This is a genomic window from Dietzia sp. NPDC055343, from assembly GCF_053645265.1.
Genome location: NZ_JBSHMJ010000037.1, coordinates 1 through 23,270, shown reverse-complemented (window position 1 = coordinate 23,270; position 23,270 = coordinate 1). Strand labels below are relative to the sequence as shown.

Below are 23,270 nucleotides of genomic sequence, written 5' to 3'. Positions count from 1 at the left end.
AGCAATGGCCCCACCAAAGAGGTGGGGCCATAGCTATATCGGTCGGGGTGGGAAGTGTCAGCGGGCTTCCGCGATGCGTCTTTGGCGGCGCAGCTGCCAGTAGCGCGGAATCGCCCACCGCAACGGCGTCCTATCGATCACCACCAGCGCCAGACGCGACCGGTAATGCACGTCATTGCGGACCGCGAACGACCAGTGCCCGACAAATCACGCCACCATCCCCAACGCCATCACCGTCGGCGCCCAGGAGCTCGACTGCACCACCCCACAGAAGCCGATCACGGCGCAGATGCCTCCGATGCCGCGCGCCAGCGGCGGCACCAGAAGCGATGCCACCGCGACCACCGCCACGGCCTGTACCGCGGTCTGCACGTCCCACATGACGCCCCCCGTGTTGGCGTTCCGGCTGTTACGACCCGAACTCAACCGGCGGAGCTCCGAGCCGCTTGTTCATTGGCAGTCCTGTTCGGTCAGTGTGCTCGCCCGGTCCGACACGACAAGACCATCACGGTGCGGATCGCTACTTATCCTCGGCGGACTGTGCGGAAGAACGAAACGCGTCCAACAGTTCACGCAAGGTGTCCGAAGTGGCCTCGGCCCGCACCCGGGCACGGTCGGCCTCCTCGGCCTGGACGCGCGCCTGCTCCGCCTCACGCTGCATCGTCTCGAGTTGCTGGCGGACCTGGGCCAGCTCGGTGCGCAGCTGCTCGGCGTCCCGGACCGCCTCCTCCCTGGCCGCGTCGGCGTCTGCTCGTTGCGCCGTGGCGGACTCCGCCGCAGCGAGGGCATCGGCCTCGCCGGCGCGCGCGGCATCGAGCGCCACCGCAGTGGCCTCGTCTGCCTGCTCGGCGGCGCGCTTCCACGCCGCCGCCCACACCGAGGCCACCATCGCCGACATCGGCTCCGACAAGTCCGGGGCCTCCGGCACCTCGCCGGCTGCACCCGCGGCGTGCTCGCGCATCCACGCCGCCACCTCGCCGATCCGCACCCCCGCCTGCTTCTGCACCGCCCGCACGGTGACCTTGTCGCCGCGCGCGAGGAGGACGCCATAGGCGTGAGCGATCTTCTCCGACGTCGACATGGCAGCCCTTCCAGATTCAGCGTCCGGTAACCGGTAATCGGTAACGTGTTTTGTTTCCGACGTTACCCATTCTAGGTGACGCCCGCGCCCATGTCGAGGATCGAGCGCTGACCGCTGCTAAGGCGCCCGGCGTCCGGCGTCCGGCGGCGAGCACACCGGCGGCGACATGAGCCGGGTGGACAATTCCACGTACCAACGACTGAACGGAGAAGATTGTGGATGCAACAATGCTCGCGCTCACTCTGAGCGTGTGCGCGTACTGCGCGATCGCGGTGACCGTGATGGTCGCCGTGCCCGCCGGTCGCGGACATCACATTGGCCGTCCGGGGACGTTCGTCGGCATCGCCTCCGGCGTGACAGGCCTGGGACTGTCCGGAGTCGCCGTCCTGGCGTCGTCGGCGGTCCTGCCCATGGTCGCCGGAGGCGCCATCGGCGCCGGCCTCATCGGAGCTGGTCTCGGCTTGGCCCTGAGCCAGGCGGTGAAGGCTCTTCCCGCCGGCAGGGATTAAACTTTGAGGGCCCGGCCCCGGCGAGTCGCCATTGACGGGCCTGGCACATCTGCAGCCGGTTGCTATCCAGCGTGCCGGGGTAAACCTGTCAGGATGGACGGGTGACCTCCCGGGACCTGGACCTGCCATCCAACTATGGGCGCCTCGTCGAGGATCTCAAGGACAGGGTCCGACGAGCACAGGTCACCGCGCAGCGAAGGGTCAACACCCAGCTGATCGAGCTGTACTGGTCCATCGGACAGGCTGTGCGCGAGGAGAGCGCCCGGCAGGGGTGGGGTAGCGGTGTGATTCGCAGGCTCGCCGAGGATCTTCGGGCCGAGTTTCCCCAAATGAAGGGCTTTTCTGCCCGAAACCTGCAGTACATGGCGACCTTCGCCGGCGCCTGGACTGCCGGACCAATCGCGCAACAGCCTGTTGCGTACTTGCCCTGGGGGCACGTGACTGTCCTGCTGGACAAGCTCAGCGCTCAGGACGATCGAGACAAGTACGCAGCCGCGGCCGTCGAGCACGGCTGGTCGCGCAACGTGCTGGCCAACATGATCGCCAGCAGCGCCCTCGAACGCCGCGGGGCGGCTCCGTCGAATTTTGCGCAACAGCTTGTTGCGCAAGATTCCGAGCTTGCCCAGCAGATCGCCAAGGACCCGCTGATCCTTGATTTTCTGGACCTGTCCGGCGAGGTCGCCGAACGCGAGCTCGAGGAGTCCCTGACCGACCGGATCGTCGATACGCTGCGAGAGCTCGGCCCGGGATTCGCTTTCGTGGGAAGGCAAGTCCATTTCGACGTCGGGGGCGAGGACTTCTACGCTGACCTGCTGTTCTTCCACGTCGAGCAATTGCGGTACGTCGTCATTGAGCTCAAGACCGGCAAGTTCAAGCCAGAACACGCCGGGCAGCTGCAGTTCTACGTCGCCCTGGTCGAGGATCGCCTGCGCCGCGCCTCGCATGCCCCGACTGTCGGGATCCTGGTCTGCGGCAGCCGCAATGATCGTGTCGTCCGCTACGCACTGAACCAAGCCGGCGCACCCCTGGCCGTCTCGACCTTCAGCTATGAGGCCCTACCCGCCGCAGAGCAAGAGGCACTACCCAGCGAAGACGACCTCACCGCAGCCCTGGCCCAAATCACCGAGAACGACCAAGACCACTCGTAAACAACGCTGGAACACACCGTAGCCCCAAAACAGGGCCCGACCAGCCATTATGTTAACGCCGATAATTGTCGTTATGTAAAGTAGCACTTGCCGTAATCGTTAGCTGTCACTTGACGAGACCCATGGCGCAGGCGAACACTTACGGCCATGGAGACCCCTCGCCTGGTCGAGCTCATCGACGCGCACAAGCACGCCTACGGCGTCGGCGAGTCCGAGCTGGCCCGCCGAATCGGAGTCACCCGCCAGAATCTGCACCTGTGGCGCACCCACGGCCTGCGCGGCCTGCCAGCCCGGAGCACGCTCGACGGCATGGCTGCTGAACTGCGTCTTCCATATGTCCGGATTCTCGAGGCGGCCTTGCGTGATGTCGGCTACCTCGACGCCACCGACGGATTGTCCGGCGTACTGGCATGACCGCCCCTGACTCCCTCGGCCCGGCGGCCCGGCGGCCCGGCGGCCCGGCGGCCCGGCGGCCCGGCGGCCCGGCGGCCCGGACCGAAGCGCTACATCATAGACTCTTGGCTAGCCGTTGCAGCCCGAACCGCGCCGTAAATTTTCCACGCTGGCGCGTTGCTCCGTTTGGAGATCAGGGGTTGTCTCGGTACAAGTGCGTGGAGCTACACGGATGCGAGTGAGCTATGCGTAGGACCCCCTTCGTTGCGGTGATCGCCGCGGTCGCCCTGGGACTGGTCGGGTGCACTTCAGGGAACACCGATACCGAGACCGAGACGACCGCCGGCGCGGCGCCCATTGTGGTGGAGGATGCGTGGGTCAAGGCCACTGACGTCAATGGGGGCAGCGACCACGGTGAGACCACTGGTGACCCCAGTTCTGCTGTCCCGAATGCGCACGGTGGCGGCGGCGCGATGGCACCGGTGTTTGGGGTTGTGCGGAATCAATCCGATGAGGATGTCCGCATGATCGGGGTGGCCTCCGCGGTCTCCGGTGAGGCCGAGTTACACGAGACCGTCTCGGGGACGGCGGGTGGCTCGATGATGCGGGAGCGAGAGGGCGGCTTTGTCATCCCGGCAGGCGGAGAGCTTGTGTTCGAGCCGGGCGGGAACCACATCATGCTGATGGGCGTGCACGACTCGATCCGCACAGGTCAGGAAATCGCCGTGACACTCACTTTGGAGAACGGCGAGAGCAGCGAGATCGTCGCGTCGGCACGGTCGTTCGAAGGGGGCAATGAGCAGTACCAGGGCGGGGAGTGACGGGGCATGGGCGACAGTAATCACCGCTCGGCGTTGAATCGCAGATCCTTCCTAGTCGGCGGCGCGGCTCTCACCGGTGGGGCCGCCGTCGCCGGAGGAGCTGCGGGGTGGGGAGTTGGTGGACGCCCCGCCGCCGCGCGGATCCCTGATCGCGACGCGATAGCCAACTCTCGGGCCGTTGGCGCGGCCACCGAGCCCTTCTATGGTGACCGTCAGTCCGGCATCACTACCGCGCCGCAGGCGCATGCGGCGTACGTGGCATTCGATTTGCGAGACGGCGTTCGCCGCACCGACCTCATCGGCGTACTGCGAGCTTGGACGCAGGACGCGGCCCGGCTCACGCAGGGGCGCGGCGGTCTGGCCGACCTGCAACACGAGTTGGCTGAAGGACCGTCACGGTTAACGGTGACCATCGGCTTCGGCCCGGAACTGCTCGGCAAGGTCGGTCTTGGAGACCGCACCCCGGAGTGGTTGCAGCCGCTACCGGACTTCCCGCAGATCGACCGGCTCGAGGACCGGTGGTCCGGCGGCGATCTGCTGTTGCAGATCTGTGCCGACGACCCGCTCACCGTCGCGCACTCGGCCCGGATCCTGTCCTCGGGTGTTCGCGACGCGGTCATCCAGCGGTGGGCGCAGCGAGGCTTCCGTCGTGCCGTAGGCACCGACCCGTCCGGGCAGACACAACGCAACCTCTTCGGGCAGATTGACGGCACCGCCAATCCCGCGCCGACCGATGTCGACTACGACCAGTTGTTGTACTCCGATGGCGCCGACCGGCGATGGATGCGGGGCGGCACCTCTCTGGTGCTGCGTCGGATCCGGATGACGATGGACACCTGGGAGGAGATCGAACGGAGCAGCCGTGAGCTCACGATCGGACGGACACTCGCCACGGGCGCGCCGCTGACCGGCACCACAGAACACGACCCTGCTGACTTTGAGGCGATCGACCGCACCGGGTTGCCCGTCATCCCCACCGAATCACACATCGCCCGGGCCCGGCCACGGGTTCGGGCCGAGACGATTCTGCGACGACCGTACAACTACGACGATGTCCCGGATTCCGGCCAGATCAGCAACTCCGGGCTGTTGTTCGCGTCCTACCAGGCTGACCCGGTACGCCAGTTCGTGCCGATCCAGCAGCGACTGGCAGAGCAGGACATGCTCAACACCTGGACGGTTCCGATCGGCTCCGCCGTGTTCGCGATCCCACCGGGGTGCCACGAGGGCGGCTACGTCGGCGAGAGCGCATTGGAGAGATAGATGTACGCAACCGCCGGGAGCGGTGGTCACCGCCCCGCTCGATTCGGGTCTGGTTCGGCGGCGTCTCGTGGGGCGATCGCGCTCCGGTCGCCCGCCTCACCGCTACCGCTACGGCTGGCCCGATTATCATCCAGTGATCACCTCAGGGCACGCACGAGTTGGAAAGCGGACATTCTGTTGAGTAAGAATCTGAAACTCTCGCTAGGGCTGATCGCGGCTGCTCTGGTCGTCCTGGTGGTGGCCTTACTGGCTTCCGGGAGCGATTCCGGCTCCGAGCAGACACTTCCCGATGACAGCCCAGGCACCGGAGTATTGGTCCGTGAGGACAGCCCCCGGCTCTCTGCGGGCGGTGACGCCGTCTTCGTGGAGTTCCTCGATTTCGAATGCGAAGCCTGCATCGCGCTCTATCCGACGATCGAGGACCTCCGCGAGCAGTACGGGGACCGGGTGACGTTCGTGGTGCGCCACATGCCCCTGCACGACAACTCTATGGCGGCGGCCCTGGCCGCCGAGGCCGCCGCCGAGCAGGGCCAGTTCGAGGCCATGTACCGCAAGCTGTTTGATACACCCGAGCAGTGGGGCCACCAACAAACCCCGCAAAGGGACACATTCTTCGGCTATGCCGAGGAGTTGGGCTTAGATATGGAGCGCTTTGAGAGCGCATACAACGACCCGGCCACCCTCGAGCGCATCGAACAGAGCCGACAAGACGGTCAGGCCCTTGGGGTCAGCGGCACGCCGACCTTCTTCCTGGACGGGGAGCGCCTCAATCCGACCAGCGTCACCGATCTAGAGAACAGCATCAATGCTGCCCTCGGATAGTGCTGCCACCCCGGTCGCACCCTCCGCTACCGAGGCCGGTCTAGATCAGGGCCCCCACCGTAGGCTCGCGCTGTTGCTGGTCGTTGGTGGGCTCATCGGCCTGGTCGCGGCGGTCGTGCTGTTGGTGGAGAAAATCGCGCTGATCGAGAACCCGGGCTATATCCCGTCCTGCAGCATCAACCCCGTCCTGTCCTGCGGGTCGGTGATGACCACCGCGCAGGCCGAGGCCTTTGGCATCCCCAATCCGATCATCGGCATCGCCGGATTCGCCGCCACGACGGCCCTGGGTGCCGCACTCCTGGCCGGGGGAACCTTTCAGCGCTGGCTATGGGCCAGCATTCAAGCAGGCGTCACCTTCGCGGTGGTGTTCATCCACTGGCTCATCTACCAGAGCTTGTACAGCATCGGTGCCCTGTGCCCGTACTGCATGATCGTCTGGGCGGTGACCATACCGATCTTCTGGTACTGCACCCTGTGCAATCTTCAGCCACTACGCCACAGCGGTTCGGCGGGCCTGGCGCGCATCATCGCCGCAGTCACCGAATACCGAGGCGCGATACTCACCGCCTGGTACCTACTTGTTCTGCTGCTCATCACGCACCGCTTCTGGGACTACTGGACCACCCTCGTCTAGAGACGCCCTCACCCACCGAGCAGCAGTTCGCGTTCGGCGAGTCAGTCCTCGGCTCACTCGGGGCGGCACTGCACACCGCCGACTGCGGAGTCGCTCCCATATCAGAGCAGCGCACGCCGGCTTTCAGACTCGCCCGTTACCGACCTCAGTTCTGAGACAGGTACAGCTATCGACTGCTGTCGCAGACGATCAGGCGCGGTTGCCTCCACGCGAGATGCGTCGATACTCGGACGCGAAGCGGTCGCCGTAGCGATCACGCATGGCCGCCGCCACGAGCCGGTCTGAGTCCGCGACCTCGTCCGGCGGACCGTCGACCGTGGCCGCGGGAGGGCCCGACGGGGCCTCCGAGACGGTGGTCTCGTGGTCGGGACCGGCGGCGCGGTTCCCGCCCTCGCGCGGCCGCGCCTCGGCGGCCTCGTTGTCCTCGTCGTCCAGACGACGGCGCTGACGTAGCTCGCTCCACACGAAGTAACCCAGGCCGATGGGAGCGAGGACCCCGAAGGCCATCCATTGCAGGCCGTACGACAAGTACGGGCCCGACTCGGTGGACGGCAGTGGCATCGGTTCCAGGGATCCGGGCTGCCCGCCGGCGAGCTGGAGATAATAGGGCGACAGGTCTACGCCAAGGAGGCCCCCAATGGCCGGGGGATCGATGTTGCGCACCATGTTCCACTCGTTCAGAACGATGGGGTCGGCGGGAGCATCCATCGGGATCCTGAGGCGGGCGGTGAAGGTGACCTGGCCCGTCGGAGCGGACGGGAAGTCTGGGACCGTGTTGTTGTCGCCGACTCGGACCCATCCGCGGTTGACGAGCAAGGTGTCCCCGCTGTCGGTGCGGAACGCACTAAGTACCTGGTACACGAGCTCGCCGTCGACGGATTGCATCCGCAACAGGACGTCCTCCACGGGCAGGTACCTTCCGCTCGCGGTGACCAGATGCCATTCGGAGGTACCAAGTGATCCGTCGCGCCGGATCACCTCGTCCAGCGGAACCGGCCCTGCCGCGCTGCTCTCGACGAGCTGGGCGTTGCGTGCCTTGAGGTCCTCGTGCTTGTTCAACTGCCAGGGGGCAAGAGTCGTCAAACATAGGTAGACGAACAGGCCGATGAATATCAGGCTGATCAACCATCCCGGCGTGAGCATGCGAGAGAACCGTTTCACCTGCCAAACAGTAATCGTGCCGGCTCGCTGATTACGCACCAGCATGCGCTTCCCTCGCGGGAGACGGTCCGCGCGCCCGAAGAACGCGGAGCTAGACGAGTACCCCTTGTGCCGCGAGCCACGACACCGGGTCGACCCACTGGCCAGCGGCGTTCTGTACGCGGAAGTGCAGGTGGGGACCGGTGGAGTCTCCGCGGTTGCCCACGGTTCCGATTACTTGACCGGCGCTGACCTGCTGTCCGACGCTGACATAGTTCTGGTCATTATGGCCATACTCCAGCAGTTCGCCGTCATCGGTTCGGATGCGGATCCAGATGCCATATCCTGCGGCGGGGCCAGCGGCTTCCACAACGCCGCTTTTAGCGGCGTAGAGCGGCGTTCCAATGGGCGCACCGAAGTCGGTGCCGTTATGGAAACTGCCCCACCGCGAACCGAACCCCGAGGTGATCGCACCTGATGTAGGGGCATGCGCAGCACCACCGATCTGCGGGAGACTGCCTTCGTCGAGGGAGCCGAACCCGAGTCCGGCGGCGTACTGCCGGACCTCATTTGGGGCGACACCGAACTGGTCGCCGATCCTCTGGATCTCGGCTGGTCCGATGCCGAACTGGTCGGCCGCGGCCTGGATCGCCTCGACGACCTGAGCGTGCTCGATCGCGGCGGGTTGAGCGGCGGCGGCGGGGGCAAAAGCCAAGCCCAGGCCGCCCGAGAGGGCAGTGCCGATAACGGCGCTACCAACGAACCGCGACACGGTCGAGTTGGCGCCGGCGACCCGATGACGACCGCCGGCCACAGTCGCAGTGCGCACGCCCAAACGTTCGGTGAGCTCAGCCACGGTTACGGGCCGGGTGGAGTCGGTCATGGGGCTGTCTCCGTCGTTCGTGGTTACGTGATCCCGCGACGTCTATGCGATACGGGTGACCGATGTCGTCGGTAACACGACCGAATATAACAACTCGATATCGTCCCTGTCACCCTCTGCGGAAAATTCGTGATAATAGCCAGCCCCAGTGCGGGGCCCAGGCCCCCACAAGAGAAGGCCTCCGCCCAGCGCGGCTCCCCATCGGGGAGAAGTCCTCCCGCCTGGGAAACCCAGCAGCGCCTGACCCTGGGACAAGAGACCCCGCCTCGCCGGTTCTCCCTGTGACCATCGTCACGGGCGCCCATCCGCCTTGCGACCCCCCGCGGTCAGCCACTATCTTTAACCGAGTCAGGTCACGAAACGATCACGGTTAGACGACGACGGGAGTCGGTAGCGCAGTGGAGAAGCGAGCAGGACCGAAGCACGCCTCTCAGTCGACCAGCTCCCCGCGGCGGCGCCGGGGAGCCCATCGCCGGGTTTCACCGAATAACCACCGCAGTATCGCCGCGGTCGTGGCCCTAGCCGCGGGTGCCTCTATTGCCGCGGCGGCCCCCACCGATGATCAGCGGATCGTCCTCCTCGCCACCGACGAGCACCCGACCGGTAGCGCCGATGACGCGCACTCCAAAGATGCCCAGGCCGCGACCCCCTCGGCTCCGCTCCCCCTCACCTCCGATGACGCGAACGTGGCAGGCGAGCCGGGGCCTGACACGGCAGCCGCGGGTTTCATCTCCAGTTTGCAGAGGGGCACCGAGCTCAACTACGAGCGAGAGATTGCCGAGGAGCAGGCGCGGCGCCCCACTGTGGCCCTTCCGGCAGTGGGAGTCTCAACGTCCTCCTTCGGCCCCCGGTGGGGAACGTCCCATTCAGGTCTCGATGTCGCCAACGCCATCGGCACGCCGCTGTTCGCCGCGACCGACGGAATTGTCATCGATTCAGGCCCGGCTTCCGGCTTCGGAATCTGGATTCGGATCATGTCGCCGGACGGTTTCATGACCGTCTACGGCCACAATGAGAGCAATGCAGTCCAGGTGGGTGACACTGTCGTCGCTGGTCAGCAAATCGGCCTGATGGGCAATCGCGGTTTTTCTACCGGCCCACATGTGCACTTCGAGGTATGGGCCGACGGCGGTTCCCGGGCTGTCGATCCCTCGGGATGGCTGGCAGAACGGGGCGTCGTGGTCAACTCGGGGTCAAGCAGCAGCGCCCTATGACGCTAGAGCCCTGACAGCGCGGTCTGCCGACACGGCACAGCTTGCGGGTCCCCCCCGGTTGTACCGGGCTTCAGCTGTGACGAACAACGGACAAGACCACGCCCACCGGCACACTCACTGCCAGGGCGGCAATGACAATCCGGTAGAGCACGAGATGCCACGCACGTATGCGCGCGTGGCGCACGGTGACCAGGAACAACATGAGCGATACCAGCAACAGCACACCGCCAGCGGCCACGGCGACCACGGACCCGGTCAGGGTGCCAACGAGTACCGCACTGTTGGCCAGGTTATAGGTCAGGAGCTGGACAACACGCAGGCGGCCGGACAGGGTGCCGTTAGTAAGCAGTGCCTGTCCGACGCCCAGCCCTACCTGGGCGACCCCCGCAACGAGCACCAGGTAGGCCGCCACCCAGGAGCCCTCGTCGAAACCGGTGGGACCGGTGACCGCGGCGACAAGGCCGCCCGCGATGATGGCGGTGAGGCCGACGAGCACAAATTCTCGCATTGCCCGCCAGTGCGAGCTGGTGAACTCGGCCTGATTACGTGCGCTGCGACTGAGTTCGTTGCCCATTCTCGATTCCTTTCGCCGTGATCAGCCTCGCGATCCTGGGAGCGGGGTGCCTGGGGAGACGAATGAAGGGGGTGTGAGCGAATCATCCTCGCCCGGCGAGGGCACGCAGGTTCCCTACCTCCGGTCGGTTTCGGACATCTCGCGGAGCATGTCGTTGTAGGCCTTGAGCTCGGCGTCGTCGTCGCGCTCGGCCTGCCGCTCGGAGCGCCGCGCCTCACGCATGTCGGTCTGGAACCACTGCCAGGCCAGGGCGAGCATCACGATGAACAGGGGGATCTCCCCCGCCGCCCACGCCACGCCGCCGCCGACCTGCTGACTCTGCAGCAGATCCGGGATCCACGGCAGCCCGATCCCGGAGTACCAGCCTTCGGCCAGCACGGTCTGGGAGTTCATGAGCATGATGCCGAAGAAGGCGTGAAACGGCAGCGAACCGAGCAGCACCATGAGCTTGTAGAAGGGCGAGAACTGCCGGGGCGCCGCGTCGACGCCGATGATCACCCAGTAGAACAGGTAGCCGCTGATGAAAAAGTGCACGTTCATGAACATGTGGCCCAGGTGATCGGACGCCAGCGTCTGGAAGAACCCTCCGAAGTAGATCAGATAGAAACCGGCGACGAACTGCACCGAGGCCACGATCGGGTGGGTGAGGAATCGGGAGAGCGGGTTGTTGATGAACTCCACGATCCACTCGCGCGGCCCCGGCGGGTTACCGCGTCCCGCCGCCGGCAGGGCCCGCAGCGCCAGGGTCAACGGGCCGCCCAGCGCCAGGCACACCGGGGCGAGCATCGAGATGAGCATGTGCCCGACCATGTGGCTGGAAAAATCGGCCATCATGTACATCCCCATACCGGAGCTGGTGGTCAGGAACAGGATCACGCAGCCCGCCACCCAGAACGCGGTCCGTCCCGCCGACCAGGAGTCGCCGCGCCGGCGCAGGGTGACCAGCCCCCAGAGGTAGAGGCCCAGCAGGATCACCGAGGCCAGACCCAGCACCAGGTCGAAGCGCCACAGACCGAACACCGTCTCGAAGGAGAACGGCCCCGGCAACTCAAAACCCAACAGCGACTCCTGACGGGTGGGCACGTAGAGCGGTGCCGGTGGCGGGGTGCGGCCCAGCGAGACCGACAGGCCCAGCGTGCCCGCCATGACCACCGTCTCGACCAGTCCGATTCGCAGCAGGGTGCCCCGGTCCACCGGGGCGTTGGCCGACGCTCCCTCGATGCGGTTGATGATGCGTCGGCGCACCGCCAGCCCGAACACCGCCAACAGTGCCAGGCACAACGCTTTGGCCACGATCAGCAACCCGTAGGTCGAAGACAACAGGTCCGACGGGTGCAGACGAACCAGTCCGTTGATGATCCCGGTCAGCCCGAGCGCGACGATCGCCACCGTGGCCACCACCGAATAGCGGCGCAGCGCGAGCGCGACCCGTCCCCCGCCACGCATCGCGTGGGCAATCACCGAGACGAGCCCGCCGACGTAAAACGCGGCAGCGAACAGATGGATGATCAGCGCGTTGACGGCAATGTCGTGGGCGGTGCCGCCTGAGGCGTGGCCCGTCGCGGCAACCGGCAGGAGCGAGAGCACCGTGACCCCCAGCCAGATGACCGACCAGCGCCAGCTCAGGGTGAACCGCTGACCGATCCCGGCGGCCAGTGCAATGATCGCGGCCCAGCGCCACGAGGACGCCACCTCGATCTCGGTGATCGCCACGATCCACTGGTCCGGCGGCAGGGACTGCCAGAGCGTGCGCCCGGACACATCCGACAGGGTCAGCGGAATGAGCAAGGCCGCGGCGATTGCCCAGGCGATGTTGGCCCACGAGGAGATCTGCTGCGCGCGGTAGCCGTCAACGTCGAGGGTCTTGTCCTGCTGCGGCGGGGTGAAGAACGCGGCGAACAGCGCCATTCCCACCGCCACCGACGCGAGCAGTTCAGCGATCGCGCGGACCGCCGGGAGCCCGGCGGTGGTGAGCAGGCCCGGGTCCGGGACCCCGATCAGCTCGAGCGCCAGGGCCGTGGAGATCCGCGAGAGCGGGATCACCACACCTGCCGCCACCACCGCGAGCAGCAGCACGACCGGCACCACACCGCGGGTACGCAGCGCTCTGACGGTGACGGGGGCCTTGGACGAGGGTGCCTTCGACGGCGGCGACATGATCACTATCGTAGGAAGCGGGTGCCGCCCGGTCCGATTCGCGCCTGTTCTGCGCACCCCCGCGCCCAGCGACGCCTCATGCGGGCCGTCCACCCGCCGACGAACTAGCGGACCGCTCGCATGCGCCCACTCGGCCGCCGCTCCTTCGGACTCCGGGTCCCAGCTGAGCAGTCTCGGGTTCGGGCGGTCATCACGGCGGCCGGATAGCCTGCCGAGGCTTTCAGGGTCGCACGTTCACCCGTAGTGGTGGCCGCGCCCGCCGATCCCTTCATTCCCGCCACGACGAGCCAGTCCGCTGACTGATATGCACGACCCAACGGTCAAAAATGGGAACCGTTCATCTAGCGGGTCAGGCGTGTCGGACTGCGGGAGATTCCCGGTCACGCACGGCGGCGGTCTCCAGTTGAATGGTGGCATGGTCGATGGAGACGGGGAAATGCTCCTTGACGCAGGTGAGGATCTCCTCCAGGATCTGCGGTGCGTGACCGGATTCGAAGCACTGATCATCGATCACGACATGAGCGGAGATGACCGGCAGGCCGGTCCCGATCATGGATGCGTGCAAGTCGTGCACGTCCCGAACGTGATCCAGCTCCAGAAGGTGTTCTCGGACCTCATCCAGATCGAGTCCCACGGGGGCGTACTCCATCAGCACCCGGATCGTCTGTCGCAGTAGCGTCAACGCTCGCGGAATGATCAAGGCTGCGATGAACAGCGCGGCAATGGTGTCGGCTCGTTGGAAGCCAGTGGTGTTGATGACGATCGCTGCAACGATCACCCCCACCGACCCCAGAGCGTCGTTGAGCACCTCCAGAAATGCCGCTCGCATGTTGAAGTTGTCTTCTCGCCTGGAGGCCAGCACCACGATGGCGGCGATATTGGCCACTAGGCCGATCACTCCGAACACCAGTAGCTCGGTACCGGGCACGTCCGCGGGCTCGAAGAGTCTTCGAACGCCTTCGATCGCGGCATAGCTACCGACGACGATCAGCAGGACGGCCTGCCCTAGTGCGGCGATGATCTCGATCCGGGCGAATCCCCAGGTCCGCTTACTGCTCGGTGGCCGCAGCATCATCGTCGCGGCTATGACAGCAACCAGCAATCCCGACGCATCAGCCAATGCATGAGCGGTGTCGGTCAACAGCGCGAGACTGCCAGTGACCACGCTGCCCACCGCTTGGGCCACCACGATGCTCGCGGTGATGCAGAACGCGATAAGCAGCCGACGACGCCTCCCGCGATCGGTCTGCTGAGAAGGACCCCCAGCACCATGGTCGTGACCGTGGCTATGCGCCATCTCGACTCACTCCTGCCTGAGGTCCCGGGTCGGGGTGATTCTGGTGATCGCGCAGCGACGGCGAGACCCCGGACGCACTCAACAGCGCATCGGCGGCTTCCACCAGGTCCGCCAGCCGGGCCGGCTCAGCCAGCGAGAACCACGAGGAGCGCCCCTCGATTCGCATCGTGACCAGTCCGCAGTCCCGCAGACACGCCAGGTGCTTACTCACCGTGGACTGCGCCAGATGCATGTGATCGACCAGATCACGAACCCGATGTTCACCACTAACCAGATGCTCCAACAACGCCAGCCGAGTCGGTTCCGCCAGAGAATGAAACAACGCTGCATAGGTGTTTCGATCCTCGCACGTCACCAATCGGGCACCCCATAAATAATCGACATGAAGCGATAATAGCACCGTCTAGCGATATAGAAAGGCGGATCTCGGACCTCTGTCTCCGCAGTTCTCTTTGCCCAGGCGCGCCTTGCAGCTGATGCGCTGGTCGTCGATGCCGGGTCCCAGCACCGGGTCCCAGCACCGGGGCCGTCCGGTTAATACCGAGTTGCTGTGGTGGTTGCCGCCCGTCTTTTCCGGCGGCGATGCGGCGCGGGATACGCGGGCGCAGGGTCAATGAGGCAGCGGTGCCGGCCGGTGAATGTGTCGACTGTCTTCGTGGTCGGCAGTTGTTGTGCTCGGGGGTCGCTCGAGCTGCCTGGTGCGTGCGGCACGCAGTCCGTTGAGTATGACGAAGACTTCGGCGACCTCGTGGACCAGGACGACGGCTGCGAGTCCCAGGATTCCGGTGATCGCGAGAGGAAGCAGAACGACGATGATCGCCAAAGACAGGAGGATGTTCTGATTGATGACGCGACGACCGCGGCGGGCGTGGTCTATGGCGCGCGGGATCAGTCGCAAGTCATCGCCGGTGAACGCGACATCCGCTGACTCGATCGCTGCGTCGGAGCCGGTGGCCCCCATGGCGATGCCGATGTCCGCCGAGGCGAGCGCGGGGGCGTCGTTGACACCATCGCCGATCATCGCCACTGGCCCCCGGCCGTCGCCGCGCAACTGGGCGATCGCCTGCGCCTTGTCCTGCGGACGCAGCTCGGAACGCACGTCGGTGATCCCCGCCTCGACGGCCAGTGCATCAGCGGTGCGGGAGTTGTCGCCGGTGAGCATCGTCACGCCCATGCCCCTCGCCGCGAGTGACGTCATGGCTTCGCCTGCCTCTGGACGCAGCTCGTCGCGCACCCCGATGGCCCCGACCGGGCGGTCGTCGCGGTGGACGATCACCACCGTGATGCCGCGGTGCTCCATGGCGCGAACGTAATCTGCGAGAGGGCCTGGGTCGAGCCAGCGCGGGCTGCCGACGGCGGTGCGTACGCCATCGATGAGGCCGGCGATTCCCGCGCCGGCGGCCTCGGTGACTTCCGATGCGGCGAGGGCCTCGGACGCTGCGGCGGTGATCGCTGCGGCCAGCGGGTGGGAGCTGTGGGTTTCCAGAGCGGCCGCCCAGCCGAGGACCTGGTCCTCGGCTGCGTCGCCGGTGGCGAGGACGTGCGTGACGGTGGGCCGGTTTCGGGTCAAGGTTCCGGTCTTGTCCACTGCTACATGCCGGAGGTAGCCCATGCGCTCGAACGCGGCACCCGATTTGATGATCACCCCGAACTTACTGGCCGCACCGATCGCGGAGACGACCGTGATCGGCACCGAGATGGCCAGTGCGCATGGCGACGCTGCGACCAGTACCACCAGTGCTCGCTCGATCCACAGTCCGGAATCTCCGACGATGGAGCCGATCAGGGCGACCAGGGCAGCCAGGATGAGGACACCCGGCACCAGCGGGCGGGCCAGGCGGTCGGCGATGCGGGCCCGCTCCCCCTTTTCTGTCTGTGCCTGCTCAACCAGTTCGACCACTGTGGTCAAGGAGTTGTCTGTTCCTGCGGCGGTGGCCTCGACCTCCAGGACGCTGGCGGTGTTGATCGAGCCGGCCAACACCGCGTCACCGGGTCCGACCTCGAGGGGGATGGATTCACCCGTGATCGCCGAGACATCCAGGCTGCTCTTCCCGACACGAACGATCCCGTCGGTGGCCAGACGTTCGCCGGCGACCAGACGGAGCACGTCGCCCCGCTCCAAAGACTCGACGGGCACGGTGCGGGTGGACCCGGTGGCGCCCAGGACGGTGGCACTAGGCGGGATCAGCGCCAACAGGGCCCGCAGGCCCGAGCGGGCCTTGTCCATCGCGCGATCCTCCAGCGCCTCGACGATGGAGTACAAGAAGGCCAGGGCGGCGGCCTCCTCGATGAACCCGAGCGCGACCGCACCCGTGGCGCTGATCGTCATCAACAAGCCGATACTCAACCGACCCCGGGACAACAGGCCCCGGACGGCACCTGGAACGAACTGCGAAGCACCCAGAAGTAGAGCGGTCCAGAACAGCCCCGCTGCCGCCGTCTCCGAGCCGGGGCCGTCGGCCAACCACTCGAAAATCACACCAAGCAGGAGCGCCAGTCCGGAAAACACCGGAATGAGCACGGCACTGCTGCGCCACCACGAAGCAGACTCCTCGCTGCCGGTCACCGGCCCGGCTGGCTCGCAACCACACGCAGACGTCGTCATCGACGACCTCCCTCGGAGTTGCAGCAACCCTCGACCGGGCACTGCGTATCTAGACACGATGCGCCCTCGTCGACGGCAAGAGTCGTCTCAACCAAGGCGCTCAACGCGCGTGCCAGATGGGCGTCGACGATCTCGTACCGATTCTGGCGGCCCTCAAATTCGGCGACGACGATCCCGCAATCCCTGAGGCAAGCGAGATGATTCGACACATTTGACCGCGTCAACCCAAGCTCCTGGGCAATCTCGGCGGGATACACAGGCCCATCCAGCAGTCTCAAGAGGATACGAGAACGAGTCGGGTCAGCCATGGCGCGACCGAGTCGGTTCATCACACCTTGACGCGAAGCAAGAGACAGCATGCACTGAATAGTACAGTACGCAGTGAACCGTTCTCGGCGGTGTCACCGCACACCGAAGGGCGAGGAAACCGCAAGGCCAACACAGTCAATGGACGCAGGCGTGCCGCCCCACCCCCAAAACCCACCCGTTCGACCGCGCCGTTCAGTGGCGTTTCACAGGGCGGATATCGGCTATGGCACGATCAGACAGTGGGACCATCTCGCCAGTGCCGGTCACGACACTGGTGTTCGACAGAGCCACCCCGTGCGGCACCGCCGGTTCGGAGCCGAGGGGCAATGACCCGTCGCAGACCGGAGTGAAAAGCATGGGCAGTACCCGAGCCATCGGTTTTCGCGCGCGCCTCTGGGCGGCCCTGTGTGCGGGCACCCTAGTCCTCTCCGGTTGTGGCAGTGGCACCGATGCGGTCGCGCAGGGCGGCACCTTTGAGTTCGTCAGCCCTGATGGGCAGCTGGAAATCCACTACCCCGAGGAAGAACGGAAACCGGTTGCCGAGCTCGCCGGCCCGGATCTACTTGATCCAGACCAAACCATCGGGCTCGCTGACTACAAAGGCGACGTGGTGATCCTCAATACGTGGGGCCAATGGTGTGGACCTTGCCGCACCGAGGTCGACGACCTTCAGCGCCTTCACGAGGAGTTCGAACCCCAGGGCGCCACCGTGCTCGGAATAAACGTGCGCGATCCCAATCGCGACAAGCCGGTCGACTTCGTACGCGACAACGGCCTTACCTACCCCTCTATCTGGGACCCAAGCAACGCCGCCATAGGTGCACTCCGAGGCTTTCCCACCTCGATTGTGCCGACCACTCTCGTGCTTGACCGGCAACATCGAGTGGCCGCGGTGTACCTGGCAGCCGTCACCGATTATCAACTTCGGGACGTCATAGCCGAACTGGTGGCCGACGATGAGAGTGTCCCGTCGTGACGGGTGTCGCCGACCTCGTCGTCGCCGCTGCCATGCCTCCGATGGACGGACTGGTGCTCGCGGAGGGCATCGGTTCGGCGTTCCAACAGACAGCGGCCAGCGGGCCCCTTCTGCTCGCACTTGGCGCCTGCCTACTAGCCGGTCTGGTCTCGTTCGCCTCACCATGTGTGGTCCCGCTCATCCCCGGCTACCTCGCCTACCTCGCTAGCGTCGTCGGCGCCGAGCGACCACCGGTCACGCTCGCCCAGGCCGAACAGCGTCGCAGCGAGTCACGAACGATCACTCTCGAGGAAAAGAAGGCCAGACAAAGCTCGCGTTACCGCGTCGTCGGGGCATCGCTGCTTTTCGTCGGCGGGTTCACCGTCGTGTTCGTCTCGCTCAGCGCAATGGTCCTCGGCACCGTCCAGTACCTCGCGCCGCACGAGGAGTTGCTCCAGCGCATCGGCGGGGTCATCACCATCCTCATGGGTTTGGTCTTCATCGGCTTCGTGCCGGTACTGCAACGAGATACCCGATTTCAGCCGAAAGCGGTCTCTACGTGGGTTGGCGCGCCACTCCTCGGCGGAGTGTTCGCCCTCGGCTGGACACCCTGCCTAGGACCAACGCTCGCCGCCGCACTGTCCGTCGCCGCCGGAAGCGGCTTCAGCGGCACGCGCGGCGTCATGCTCATCGTCGCCTACTGCCTCGGGCTCGGGCTGCCATTCATCCTCGTCGCCTGGAGCTCCACCTGGGCAATCCGAACCGTCGGCTGGCTACAGCGCAACACTCGACGAATCCAGATCATCGGTGGCCTCCTGCTCATCGCGGTGGGCATCGCACTGTTCAGTGGCGTGTGGGCACTCTTCATCAGTTGGCTCAGGGACTTCGCCATCACCGGCACAACGTTGCCCATTTAGTCTTTTCGACTTCGTGAGCGACAACAACCGCTCGGCACCCAAAACGTGTCACCAGAGGGCACACCTCACCTGATTGTCGACGATGTCTCGTTCGACGATCGTCTAACACGACACTCCACGAACGAGCCTCCGGTCGGAGTCTCGCGCAGCGTGAACCCTCACGCCGGCCCGTGATAGTGGTCTTCATCGTTTTGTGGCGGTCTTCTGTGGCCACTACTCCGCGGCGACGTACCAATCGGGCGTTCTACCGGAAGGGTTAGAGCGAGTCGGCGGCTCACAGGTGTGCGGTGGGGTTTGCCTCGGTTCTGTCAGAGACCGAATGCTCCGCCACTGATCAGAATGAAGGCACCCAGGCCGATCAGGACAATCGGGAACAGGATGTGTTCCCAGCGCTCCAGGACTTCGGCGATCGGTCGGCGGGTAGCGACGAACCTGGCCAGGCCCACCAGTCCCGCCACCAGCACCAGGAACACGATGCAGTAGGCGACCACGGCCCCCGGGCCTACGTTGAGAAAGACGGGGACGTAGACGCCGATATTGTCCCCGCCGTTGGCGAAGGTTACGCCGGCCACGGTCCACACTGCGACGTTCTTGCCCTCGATCTTTGCGTCGTCATCATCATCGTCCCCGCGCCAAGCCTGCCACGCGGCCCACAGTCCCAAGCCGAGTGGGATCAGCCCGAAGTACGGGATGGCCTCCGGAGGCAGGAAGGCTCCCGCACCCAGGGAGACGAGCACAGCAGCGCCGAGGATGCCGACGAATCCGAGATACTGGCCGGCCAGGATGCGTGCGGTGGTTCCGCGTTGGCCTGCGCCGCGGGCGAAAAACAGCGACAGGACGATGATGTCGTCGATATTGGTGGCAATGAACAGACCGATCGCCTGCAGGGCCGAGGACAGAATCACGCCTGCACCTCCGTGGCGTGACAACCCGGCACTGAGCAGCCGGGCTCCAAGCAAGGGGCGTTCTCGTTGACCGCGAGGGTGACCTCGACCAAGGAAGATAGCGACCGGGCCAAGTGCGGGTCTGCGATCTCATACCGGGTCTGGCGACCTTCGGGCACGGCGACAACGATCCCGCAGTCGCGCAGGCATGCCAGATGGTTCGACACGTTCGACCGTGTCAGCTCCAAATCGCGGGCCAGTTCCGCCGGGTAGGCCGGCTGCTCCAGCAAGGTCAACAGTATCCGGGACCGTGTCGGGTCGGCCATCGCCCGCCCTAACCGGTTCATCACATCCACACGAGAAGCAATAGTCAACATTTGCTGAACTATACAGCGCCCGCTGAACTCCGATTGAGCCGGCTTAGAAACCTACAGTTTTACGAGACATAAGTTCCCAGTCTTCACTCGACATGCACCCGGGTAGTCGCGATCATGGCGAAATGGCCATCCCACAACAACTGCCGCAGCTTGTCGAATCCTGTGCCGGAAAGATCGTGATCGACCACGGACACTTCGAGGTATTCGATCCCTTGGCACTCCCGCCAGAAGGCACTGATCTGCTCGCGTTGGCGGAGGCCGCTCCCCCCAGCTCCAGCGCGGATGGAATGGCGGTCATCCTTAGCCCGCACCAGAACAACTTCGACACGTTGGTGACCATTGAGTTCTGGTCCGCTCGACCCGATGACGATCGAGATCGATGGGAGCAAATTTCGGAGAATGTCCTCCGGGTGGAATCCGGCACACTGGTCATCGGCTCGCCCGGCTACGACGAGCTGGAGGCCACAGCAGCTCCGGACACCTACATCCTCGAAGTCAGCGGACGAGGTTTCGTGGGCTACGGGTGGCCCGGTTCGACAGACCCGGGCGACGAGTGGCGCCTGCGACTGTGGCCCGCGCGGACCGACACGGGTGGGGTACGGGCACCGCAACGGTGGCATCAGCCTGGCGTTGGGGCCCCCGATCCGGTTCCTTTTCACTCCGAGGTCACCAGCGATTCCTCGACCGATGCCACGGAGTCAACTAGCTGGGGATTCTTGCCGAGAACCTCGCCGTGGGACTCAGTGCCCGCTGAGCTGTATCACGTCAACGGCGCTGTGAGTCTCAACGAGATGGATCCGGACCTCATCGCTCGTCTCATACGACTCCCGGAGGACCAGCAGCGGGAGATCGCATGGTGGTGCGCCCGCCGGGCGCTCGAATCGGCCGGTCTCCATACCGAGGACTACATCATCACAACCATGGCGAATGTCGAGGCCGGTGCATCGCCACCAAAGCTTGACGACTTGTTCGCGTGGCTGAACCAATGGCTGGACGAGACTTCCCTCGACGAGGGAAGCAGGGCGTTGTCGCCTGAAGCGACGTGGACGAGACGAGTTCTCACCCCGGAGCAACATCCATACGCGAGCGGCGAGGTCTCGCGACCGCACTTTGCCCTGCCCACCATCGTTACCGTCGCGAACGCCGATCCGCTACATGCGGCAGTCGAGACGCTGTCCGCAGCGTGCTCGACCTACAGCGATCATGCGCCGTCCCTGATTGAGCAACTCAAAGCGGAGTTCAAGCTTTCCCAGGAGTGAATCGCTCACTGAAGCGCCAAAACGCGACCGCGGGACGGCCTCGTAGCCCTGCTGGGCAAGAGCCGCGGCGCCCGTCCCAGTTCCTTGGAAGTGGGACGCTCATGCCCACTATTGCTACCTGGCCAGTGGAGGATTCTTAGTGCCCGGAGGGCTAGGAGGAACCCCTGTGTTCGCGTACCGGGTATCACCGTCGAAGGGGCCAGTGCCCTTAGTCATTGACTGTGTCTTCTTACGCGGATGTCCGACATGGTAATGAGGCTGATCACTGTGGTGCGGGTAGGCATACCCGCACTCATGAACTGGCGTACGATCCCCTTTAGAGGGTCTTCCAAACAAGCCAAACATGACGAGTCTCCTCGCGGTTATGCGAGCCTAATCCTAGAGAAGGCTTCCTCATGACATCTTTCCAGAACCAGTCACTTGGCGCACTGCGCCAAGGAGACGTTTGCCGCCACACCTCGATTCTTGGGGCCTTTCTGCGACTCCGGTAACCAGATCTTATGTAAAGTAGTAGCCTGCGAATCGCTGCATCAGATGAATCAACTCTTCGGTGATGAGTCGGGAAACAGATTTCTCGCCCCCTCGAACCGCCGCGTCTCGTTTCGTGCCGTGCCGTGCGGTTCGATCGGAAGATCTTGGCATTCTTACTCGTTAAGGCATGCCGGCGAACTAGCCATTGCGGCGATTCGGCGAAGCTCGGCCAGGTGCGCGTCCAGAGCTGCGCGGCCGGGGTCGGTAAGAGCGATCCAAGTACGGGTGCGCGAGGCGTATGGGGTCTTCGACGTGCGCAGGTAGCCAGCATCGGCCAGCACCCTGACGTGCTTGCTGAGCACGGAGTCACTGACGGCCAGAGCCTCACGGACGGTTGCGAAGTCCAAGGCCTCTACCGGCGCCAACATCGCGCATACCTGCAGTCGGTTGGGGGCGTGGATGAGTTCGTTGAACAGTGGCTGCGGCACCGGCGTCACCCGCTGGCCCGCACCCGTTCGCGCAGCAAGGCGTCGAGGCGGCACTCTCTGTCGTAGGTGACCACGTAGGCGACGAGGCCGGCGGCCACCAGGGCGAACGGCACGTGCAGGAAGGCTTGAAGGACGAAGGCGACGACGAGCAGCGAGAACGTGACGATGTACCAGCCCGCCATCCCCTGGGAGTAGCGATCGATCGAGATGCCGGTGGAGCGGTTGAGTGCCCACAGCAACACGATGGGCGCGACGCAGGCACCCAACACGATCAGCGACATGGATGCCGCCTCTACGCCGCTGCCGGGTGCGGGGCGCCCAACGAGCAGGCCCATGCCGACGAACATGCACGCCGTGCACAGAGCAATCCCTACGCGGTACCACCAGGGCGAGCTGATCCGGACGGCGATGCGCTCCCGAGCGGCACCGAGGTCCTGCAGCGCGGTACGGGCAGAGTCGGGGGTCATGGGCGGTTGACTTTCCATATCGGCAACTTAGCCGATACTTTCCATCATGGCAAGTAGTGGGGAGGTCGCAGAGTCAGGAAGGCATCCAGCAGGCCGACACCCACCACGCAAGAGGCTCTGGTTGGGGCACACATGTAGGAGATGGTCGTCGACGCGGAGATCGACGGCAGTATCGAACCTTTCGTCGACGGATCTCCCGGCTTGACCCCAGCACTACCCGCGCCACTCCCCTAGGCCGCGCCCAGGCAGTCTCGTGGGCCAATATCCTCGGTGTCGCGTTTAACGATCCTCTACCAAGACACATCGCGAAGCGGACTGGACGGCGACCCGGCCGAGGCTTGGCGTCTCATATGCGTGTCGCACCAGAGAGGAGCGTGAAGCACGACCAAGTGCGACAGATGAATCCGGCGAGCTCTCCGCTAACTGACTCCACGCGGGCCGCTCCCCTCCCCTGGGCCGGCGATGACTTCCTCCAGCACGCGGTTTTCGAGTCGCACCGGTAACCGGACGTTATGACAAGTAAAAGGTGTCGAGGTGTCGATTGTGCGAACTCGACACCTCCCCGAATGGCTCGCAGCTCGTTCGAACTCGGGCTGCGCCTG

The 23,270-nt window shown here is 65.1% G+C and carries 25 protein-coding genes; 11 read left to right on the top strand and 14 right to left on the bottom strand.

What is annotated here, in order from left to right; translation table 11 throughout:
* Positions 1-207: 207 nt before the first annotated feature.
* Positions 208-381: a hypothetical protein gene (locus ACWIE7_RS15255; protein ID WP_454069827.1), complete on the bottom strand. Its 174-nt coding sequence runs from the start codon at positions 379-381 to the stop codon at positions 208-210.
* 139 nt (positions 382-520) lie between these two features.
* Entirely contained in the window at positions 521-1,081 is a 561-nt protein-coding gene (locus tag ACWIE7_RS15250) for a DNA-binding protein (RefSeq protein ID WP_454069826.1), read from the bottom strand.
* A gap of 227 nt (positions 1,082-1,308) precedes the next feature.
* On the opposite strand from ACWIE7_RS15250, the gene ACWIE7_RS15245 reads away from it, so the two are divergent.
* The 7 genes from ACWIE7_RS15245 to ACWIE7_RS15215 all read left to right on the top strand — a co-directional run bounded on the left by ACWIE7_RS15245 (position 1,309) and on the right by ACWIE7_RS15215 (position 6,671).
* On the top strand, positions 1,309-1,590 hold the full coding sequence (locus ACWIE7_RS15245; protein WP_454069825.1) for a hypothetical protein: 282 nt from the start codon (positions 1,309-1,311) through the stop codon (positions 1,588-1,590).
* A gap of 101 nt (positions 1,591-1,691) precedes the next feature.
* On the top strand, positions 1,692-2,738 hold the full coding sequence (locus tag ACWIE7_RS15240; protein ID WP_061230200.1) for a PDDEXK nuclease domain-containing protein: 1,047 nt from the start codon (positions 1,692-1,694) through the stop codon (positions 2,736-2,738).
* Between the two features lie 147 nt (positions 2,739-2,885).
* Complete coding sequence (locus ACWIE7_RS15235; protein WP_454069824.1) at positions 2,886-3,152, top strand: XRE family transcriptional regulator; 267 nt, start codon at positions 2,886-2,888, stop codon at positions 3,150-3,152.
* 248 nt (positions 3,153-3,400) lie between these two features.
* A complete protein-coding gene (locus ACWIE7_RS15230; RefSeq protein ID WP_454069823.1) occupies positions 3,401-3,952 on the top strand; it encodes a copper chaperone PCu(A)C in 552 nt (183 codons plus the stop codon).
* 6 nt (positions 3,953-3,958) lie between these two features.
* On the top strand, positions 3,959-5,215 hold the full coding sequence (locus ACWIE7_RS15225; RefSeq protein WP_454069822.1) for a Dyp-type peroxidase: 1,257 nt from the start codon (positions 3,959-3,961) through the stop codon (positions 5,213-5,215).
* A gap of 177 nt (positions 5,216-5,392) precedes the next feature.
* A complete protein-coding gene (locus ACWIE7_RS15220; RefSeq protein WP_454069821.1) occupies positions 5,393-6,037 on the top strand; it encodes a DsbA family protein in 645 nt (214 codons plus the stop codon).
* On the top strand, positions 6,021-6,671 hold the full coding sequence (locus ACWIE7_RS15215; RefSeq protein ID WP_454069820.1) for a vitamin K epoxide reductase family protein: 651 nt from the start codon (positions 6,021-6,023) through the stop codon (positions 6,669-6,671). Before ACWIE7_RS15220 ends, ACWIE7_RS15215 begins: the two co-directional genes overlap by 17 nt.
* Positions 6,672-6,860: 189 nt before the next feature.
* On the opposite strand, the gene ACWIE7_RS15210 is transcribed toward ACWIE7_RS15215, so the two are convergent.
* Entirely contained in the window at positions 6,861-7,832 is a 972-nt protein-coding gene (locus tag ACWIE7_RS15210) for an SURF1 family cytochrome oxidase biogenesis protein (protein ID WP_454069818.1), read from the bottom strand.
* A 91-nt stretch (positions 7,833-7,923) separates the two neighbouring features.
* Positions 7,924-8,694: a M23 family metallopeptidase gene (locus ACWIE7_RS15205; protein ID WP_454069816.1), complete on the bottom strand. Its 771-nt coding sequence runs from the start codon at positions 8,692-8,694 to the stop codon at positions 7,924-7,926.
* A gap of 512 nt (positions 8,695-9,206) precedes the next feature.
* Between ACWIE7_RS15205 and ACWIE7_RS15200 the strand changes: the two genes are divergently transcribed.
* The gene (locus ACWIE7_RS15200) at positions 9,207-9,908 is read left to right on the top strand and encodes a M23 family metallopeptidase (RefSeq protein WP_406899715.1); all 702 of its coding nucleotides are present in this window, start codon (positions 9,207-9,209) and stop codon (positions 9,906-9,908) included.
* Between the two features lie 70 nt (positions 9,909-9,978).
* On the opposite strand, the gene ACWIE7_RS15195 is transcribed toward ACWIE7_RS15200, so the two are convergent.
* The 6 genes from ACWIE7_RS15195 to cmtR (ACWIE7_RS15170) all read right to left on the bottom strand — a co-directional run bounded on the left by ACWIE7_RS15195 (position 9,979) and on the right by cmtR (ACWIE7_RS15170) (position 16,900).
* Positions 9,979-10,482 (bottom strand): hypothetical protein, encoded by a 504-nt coding sequence (locus ACWIE7_RS15195; RefSeq protein ID WP_406899714.1) that lies wholly within the window; start codon positions 10,480-10,482, stop codon positions 9,979-9,981.
* A gap of 114 nt (positions 10,483-10,596) precedes the next feature.
* Entirely contained in the window at positions 10,597-12,639 is a 2,043-nt protein-coding gene (locus tag ACWIE7_RS15190; RefSeq protein ID WP_454069814.1) for a cytochrome c oxidase assembly protein, read from the bottom strand.
* A gap of 349 nt (positions 12,640-12,988) precedes the next feature.
* Complete coding sequence (locus tag ACWIE7_RS15185) at positions 12,989-13,936, bottom strand: cation diffusion facilitator family transporter (RefSeq protein WP_406899712.1); 948 nt, start codon at positions 13,934-13,936, stop codon at positions 12,989-12,991.
* Positions 13,926-14,336: an ArsR/SmtB family transcription factor gene (locus ACWIE7_RS15180; protein ID WP_454069811.1), complete on the bottom strand. Its 411-nt coding sequence runs from the start codon at positions 14,334-14,336 to the stop codon at positions 13,926-13,928. The genes ACWIE7_RS15185 and ACWIE7_RS15180 overlap by 11 nt, the downstream gene beginning before the upstream one ends.
* 210 nt (positions 14,337-14,546) lie before the next feature.
* Positions 14,547-16,541, bottom strand: a complete 1,995-nt coding sequence (locus ACWIE7_RS15175; RefSeq protein WP_454069809.1) for a heavy metal translocating P-type ATPase — start codon at positions 16,539-16,541, stop codon at positions 14,547-14,549.
* On the bottom strand, positions 16,538-16,900 hold the full coding sequence (gene cmtR / locus ACWIE7_RS15170; protein ID WP_083324433.1) for a Cd(II)/Pb(II)-sensing metalloregulatory transcriptional regulator CmtR: 363 nt from the start codon (positions 16,898-16,900) through the stop codon (positions 16,538-16,540). The genes ACWIE7_RS15175 and cmtR (ACWIE7_RS15170) overlap by 4 nt, the downstream gene beginning before the upstream one ends.
* A 305-nt stretch (positions 16,901-17,205) precedes the next feature.
* On the opposite strand from cmtR (ACWIE7_RS15170), the gene ACWIE7_RS15165 reads away from it, so the two are divergent.
* Both ACWIE7_RS15165 and ACWIE7_RS15160 read left to right on the top strand, forming a co-directional pair.
* Positions 17,206-17,826, top strand: a complete 621-nt coding sequence (locus tag ACWIE7_RS15165) for a TlpA disulfide reductase family protein (RefSeq protein WP_454069834.1) — start codon at positions 17,206-17,208, stop codon at positions 17,824-17,826.
* Between the two features lie 41 nt (positions 17,827-17,867).
* On the top strand, positions 17,868-18,722 hold the full coding sequence (locus ACWIE7_RS15160; RefSeq protein WP_371441670.1) for a cytochrome c biogenesis CcdA family protein: 855 nt from the start codon (positions 17,868-17,870) through the stop codon (positions 18,720-18,722).
* A 308-nt stretch (positions 18,723-19,030) separates the two neighbouring features.
* Here ACWIE7_RS15160 and ACWIE7_RS15155 read toward each other — a convergent pair whose 3' ends face one another.
* Together ACWIE7_RS15155 and cmtR (ACWIE7_RS15150) are read right to left on the bottom strand one after the other, a co-directional pair.
* Positions 19,031-19,627, bottom strand: coding sequence for a cadmium resistance transporter (locus ACWIE7_RS15155; RefSeq protein ID WP_454069807.1), 597 nt, complete (start codon positions 19,625-19,627; stop codon positions 19,031-19,033).
* On the bottom strand, positions 19,624-19,983 hold the full coding sequence (cmtR, locus tag ACWIE7_RS15150) for a Cd(II)/Pb(II)-sensing metalloregulatory transcriptional regulator CmtR (RefSeq protein WP_396468699.1): 360 nt from the start codon (positions 19,981-19,983) through the stop codon (positions 19,624-19,626). The genes ACWIE7_RS15155 and cmtR (ACWIE7_RS15150) overlap by 4 nt, the downstream gene beginning before the upstream one ends.
* Before the next feature lie 122 nt (positions 19,984-20,105).
* Here cmtR (ACWIE7_RS15150) and ACWIE7_RS15145 point away from each other — a divergent pair, with 122 nt between their 5' ends.
* Complete coding sequence (locus ACWIE7_RS15145) at positions 20,106-21,242, top strand: hypothetical protein (protein WP_454069804.1); 1,137 nt, start codon at positions 20,106-20,108, stop codon at positions 21,240-21,242.
* Between the two features lie 644 nt (positions 21,243-21,886).
* On the opposite strand, the gene ACWIE7_RS15140 is transcribed toward ACWIE7_RS15145, so the two are convergent.
* Both ACWIE7_RS15140 and ACWIE7_RS15135 read right to left on the bottom strand, forming a co-directional pair.
* Positions 21,887-22,201 (bottom strand): transcriptional regulator, encoded by a 315-nt coding sequence (locus ACWIE7_RS15140; RefSeq protein WP_378002133.1) that lies wholly within the window; start codon positions 22,199-22,201, stop codon positions 21,887-21,889.
* 5 nt (positions 22,202-22,206) lie between these two features.
* The gene (locus tag ACWIE7_RS15135; protein WP_378002132.1) at positions 22,207-22,668 is read right to left on the bottom strand and encodes a hypothetical protein; all 462 of its coding nucleotides are present in this window, start codon (positions 22,666-22,668) and stop codon (positions 22,207-22,209) included.
* Positions 22,669-23,270 lie beyond the last annotated feature (602 nt).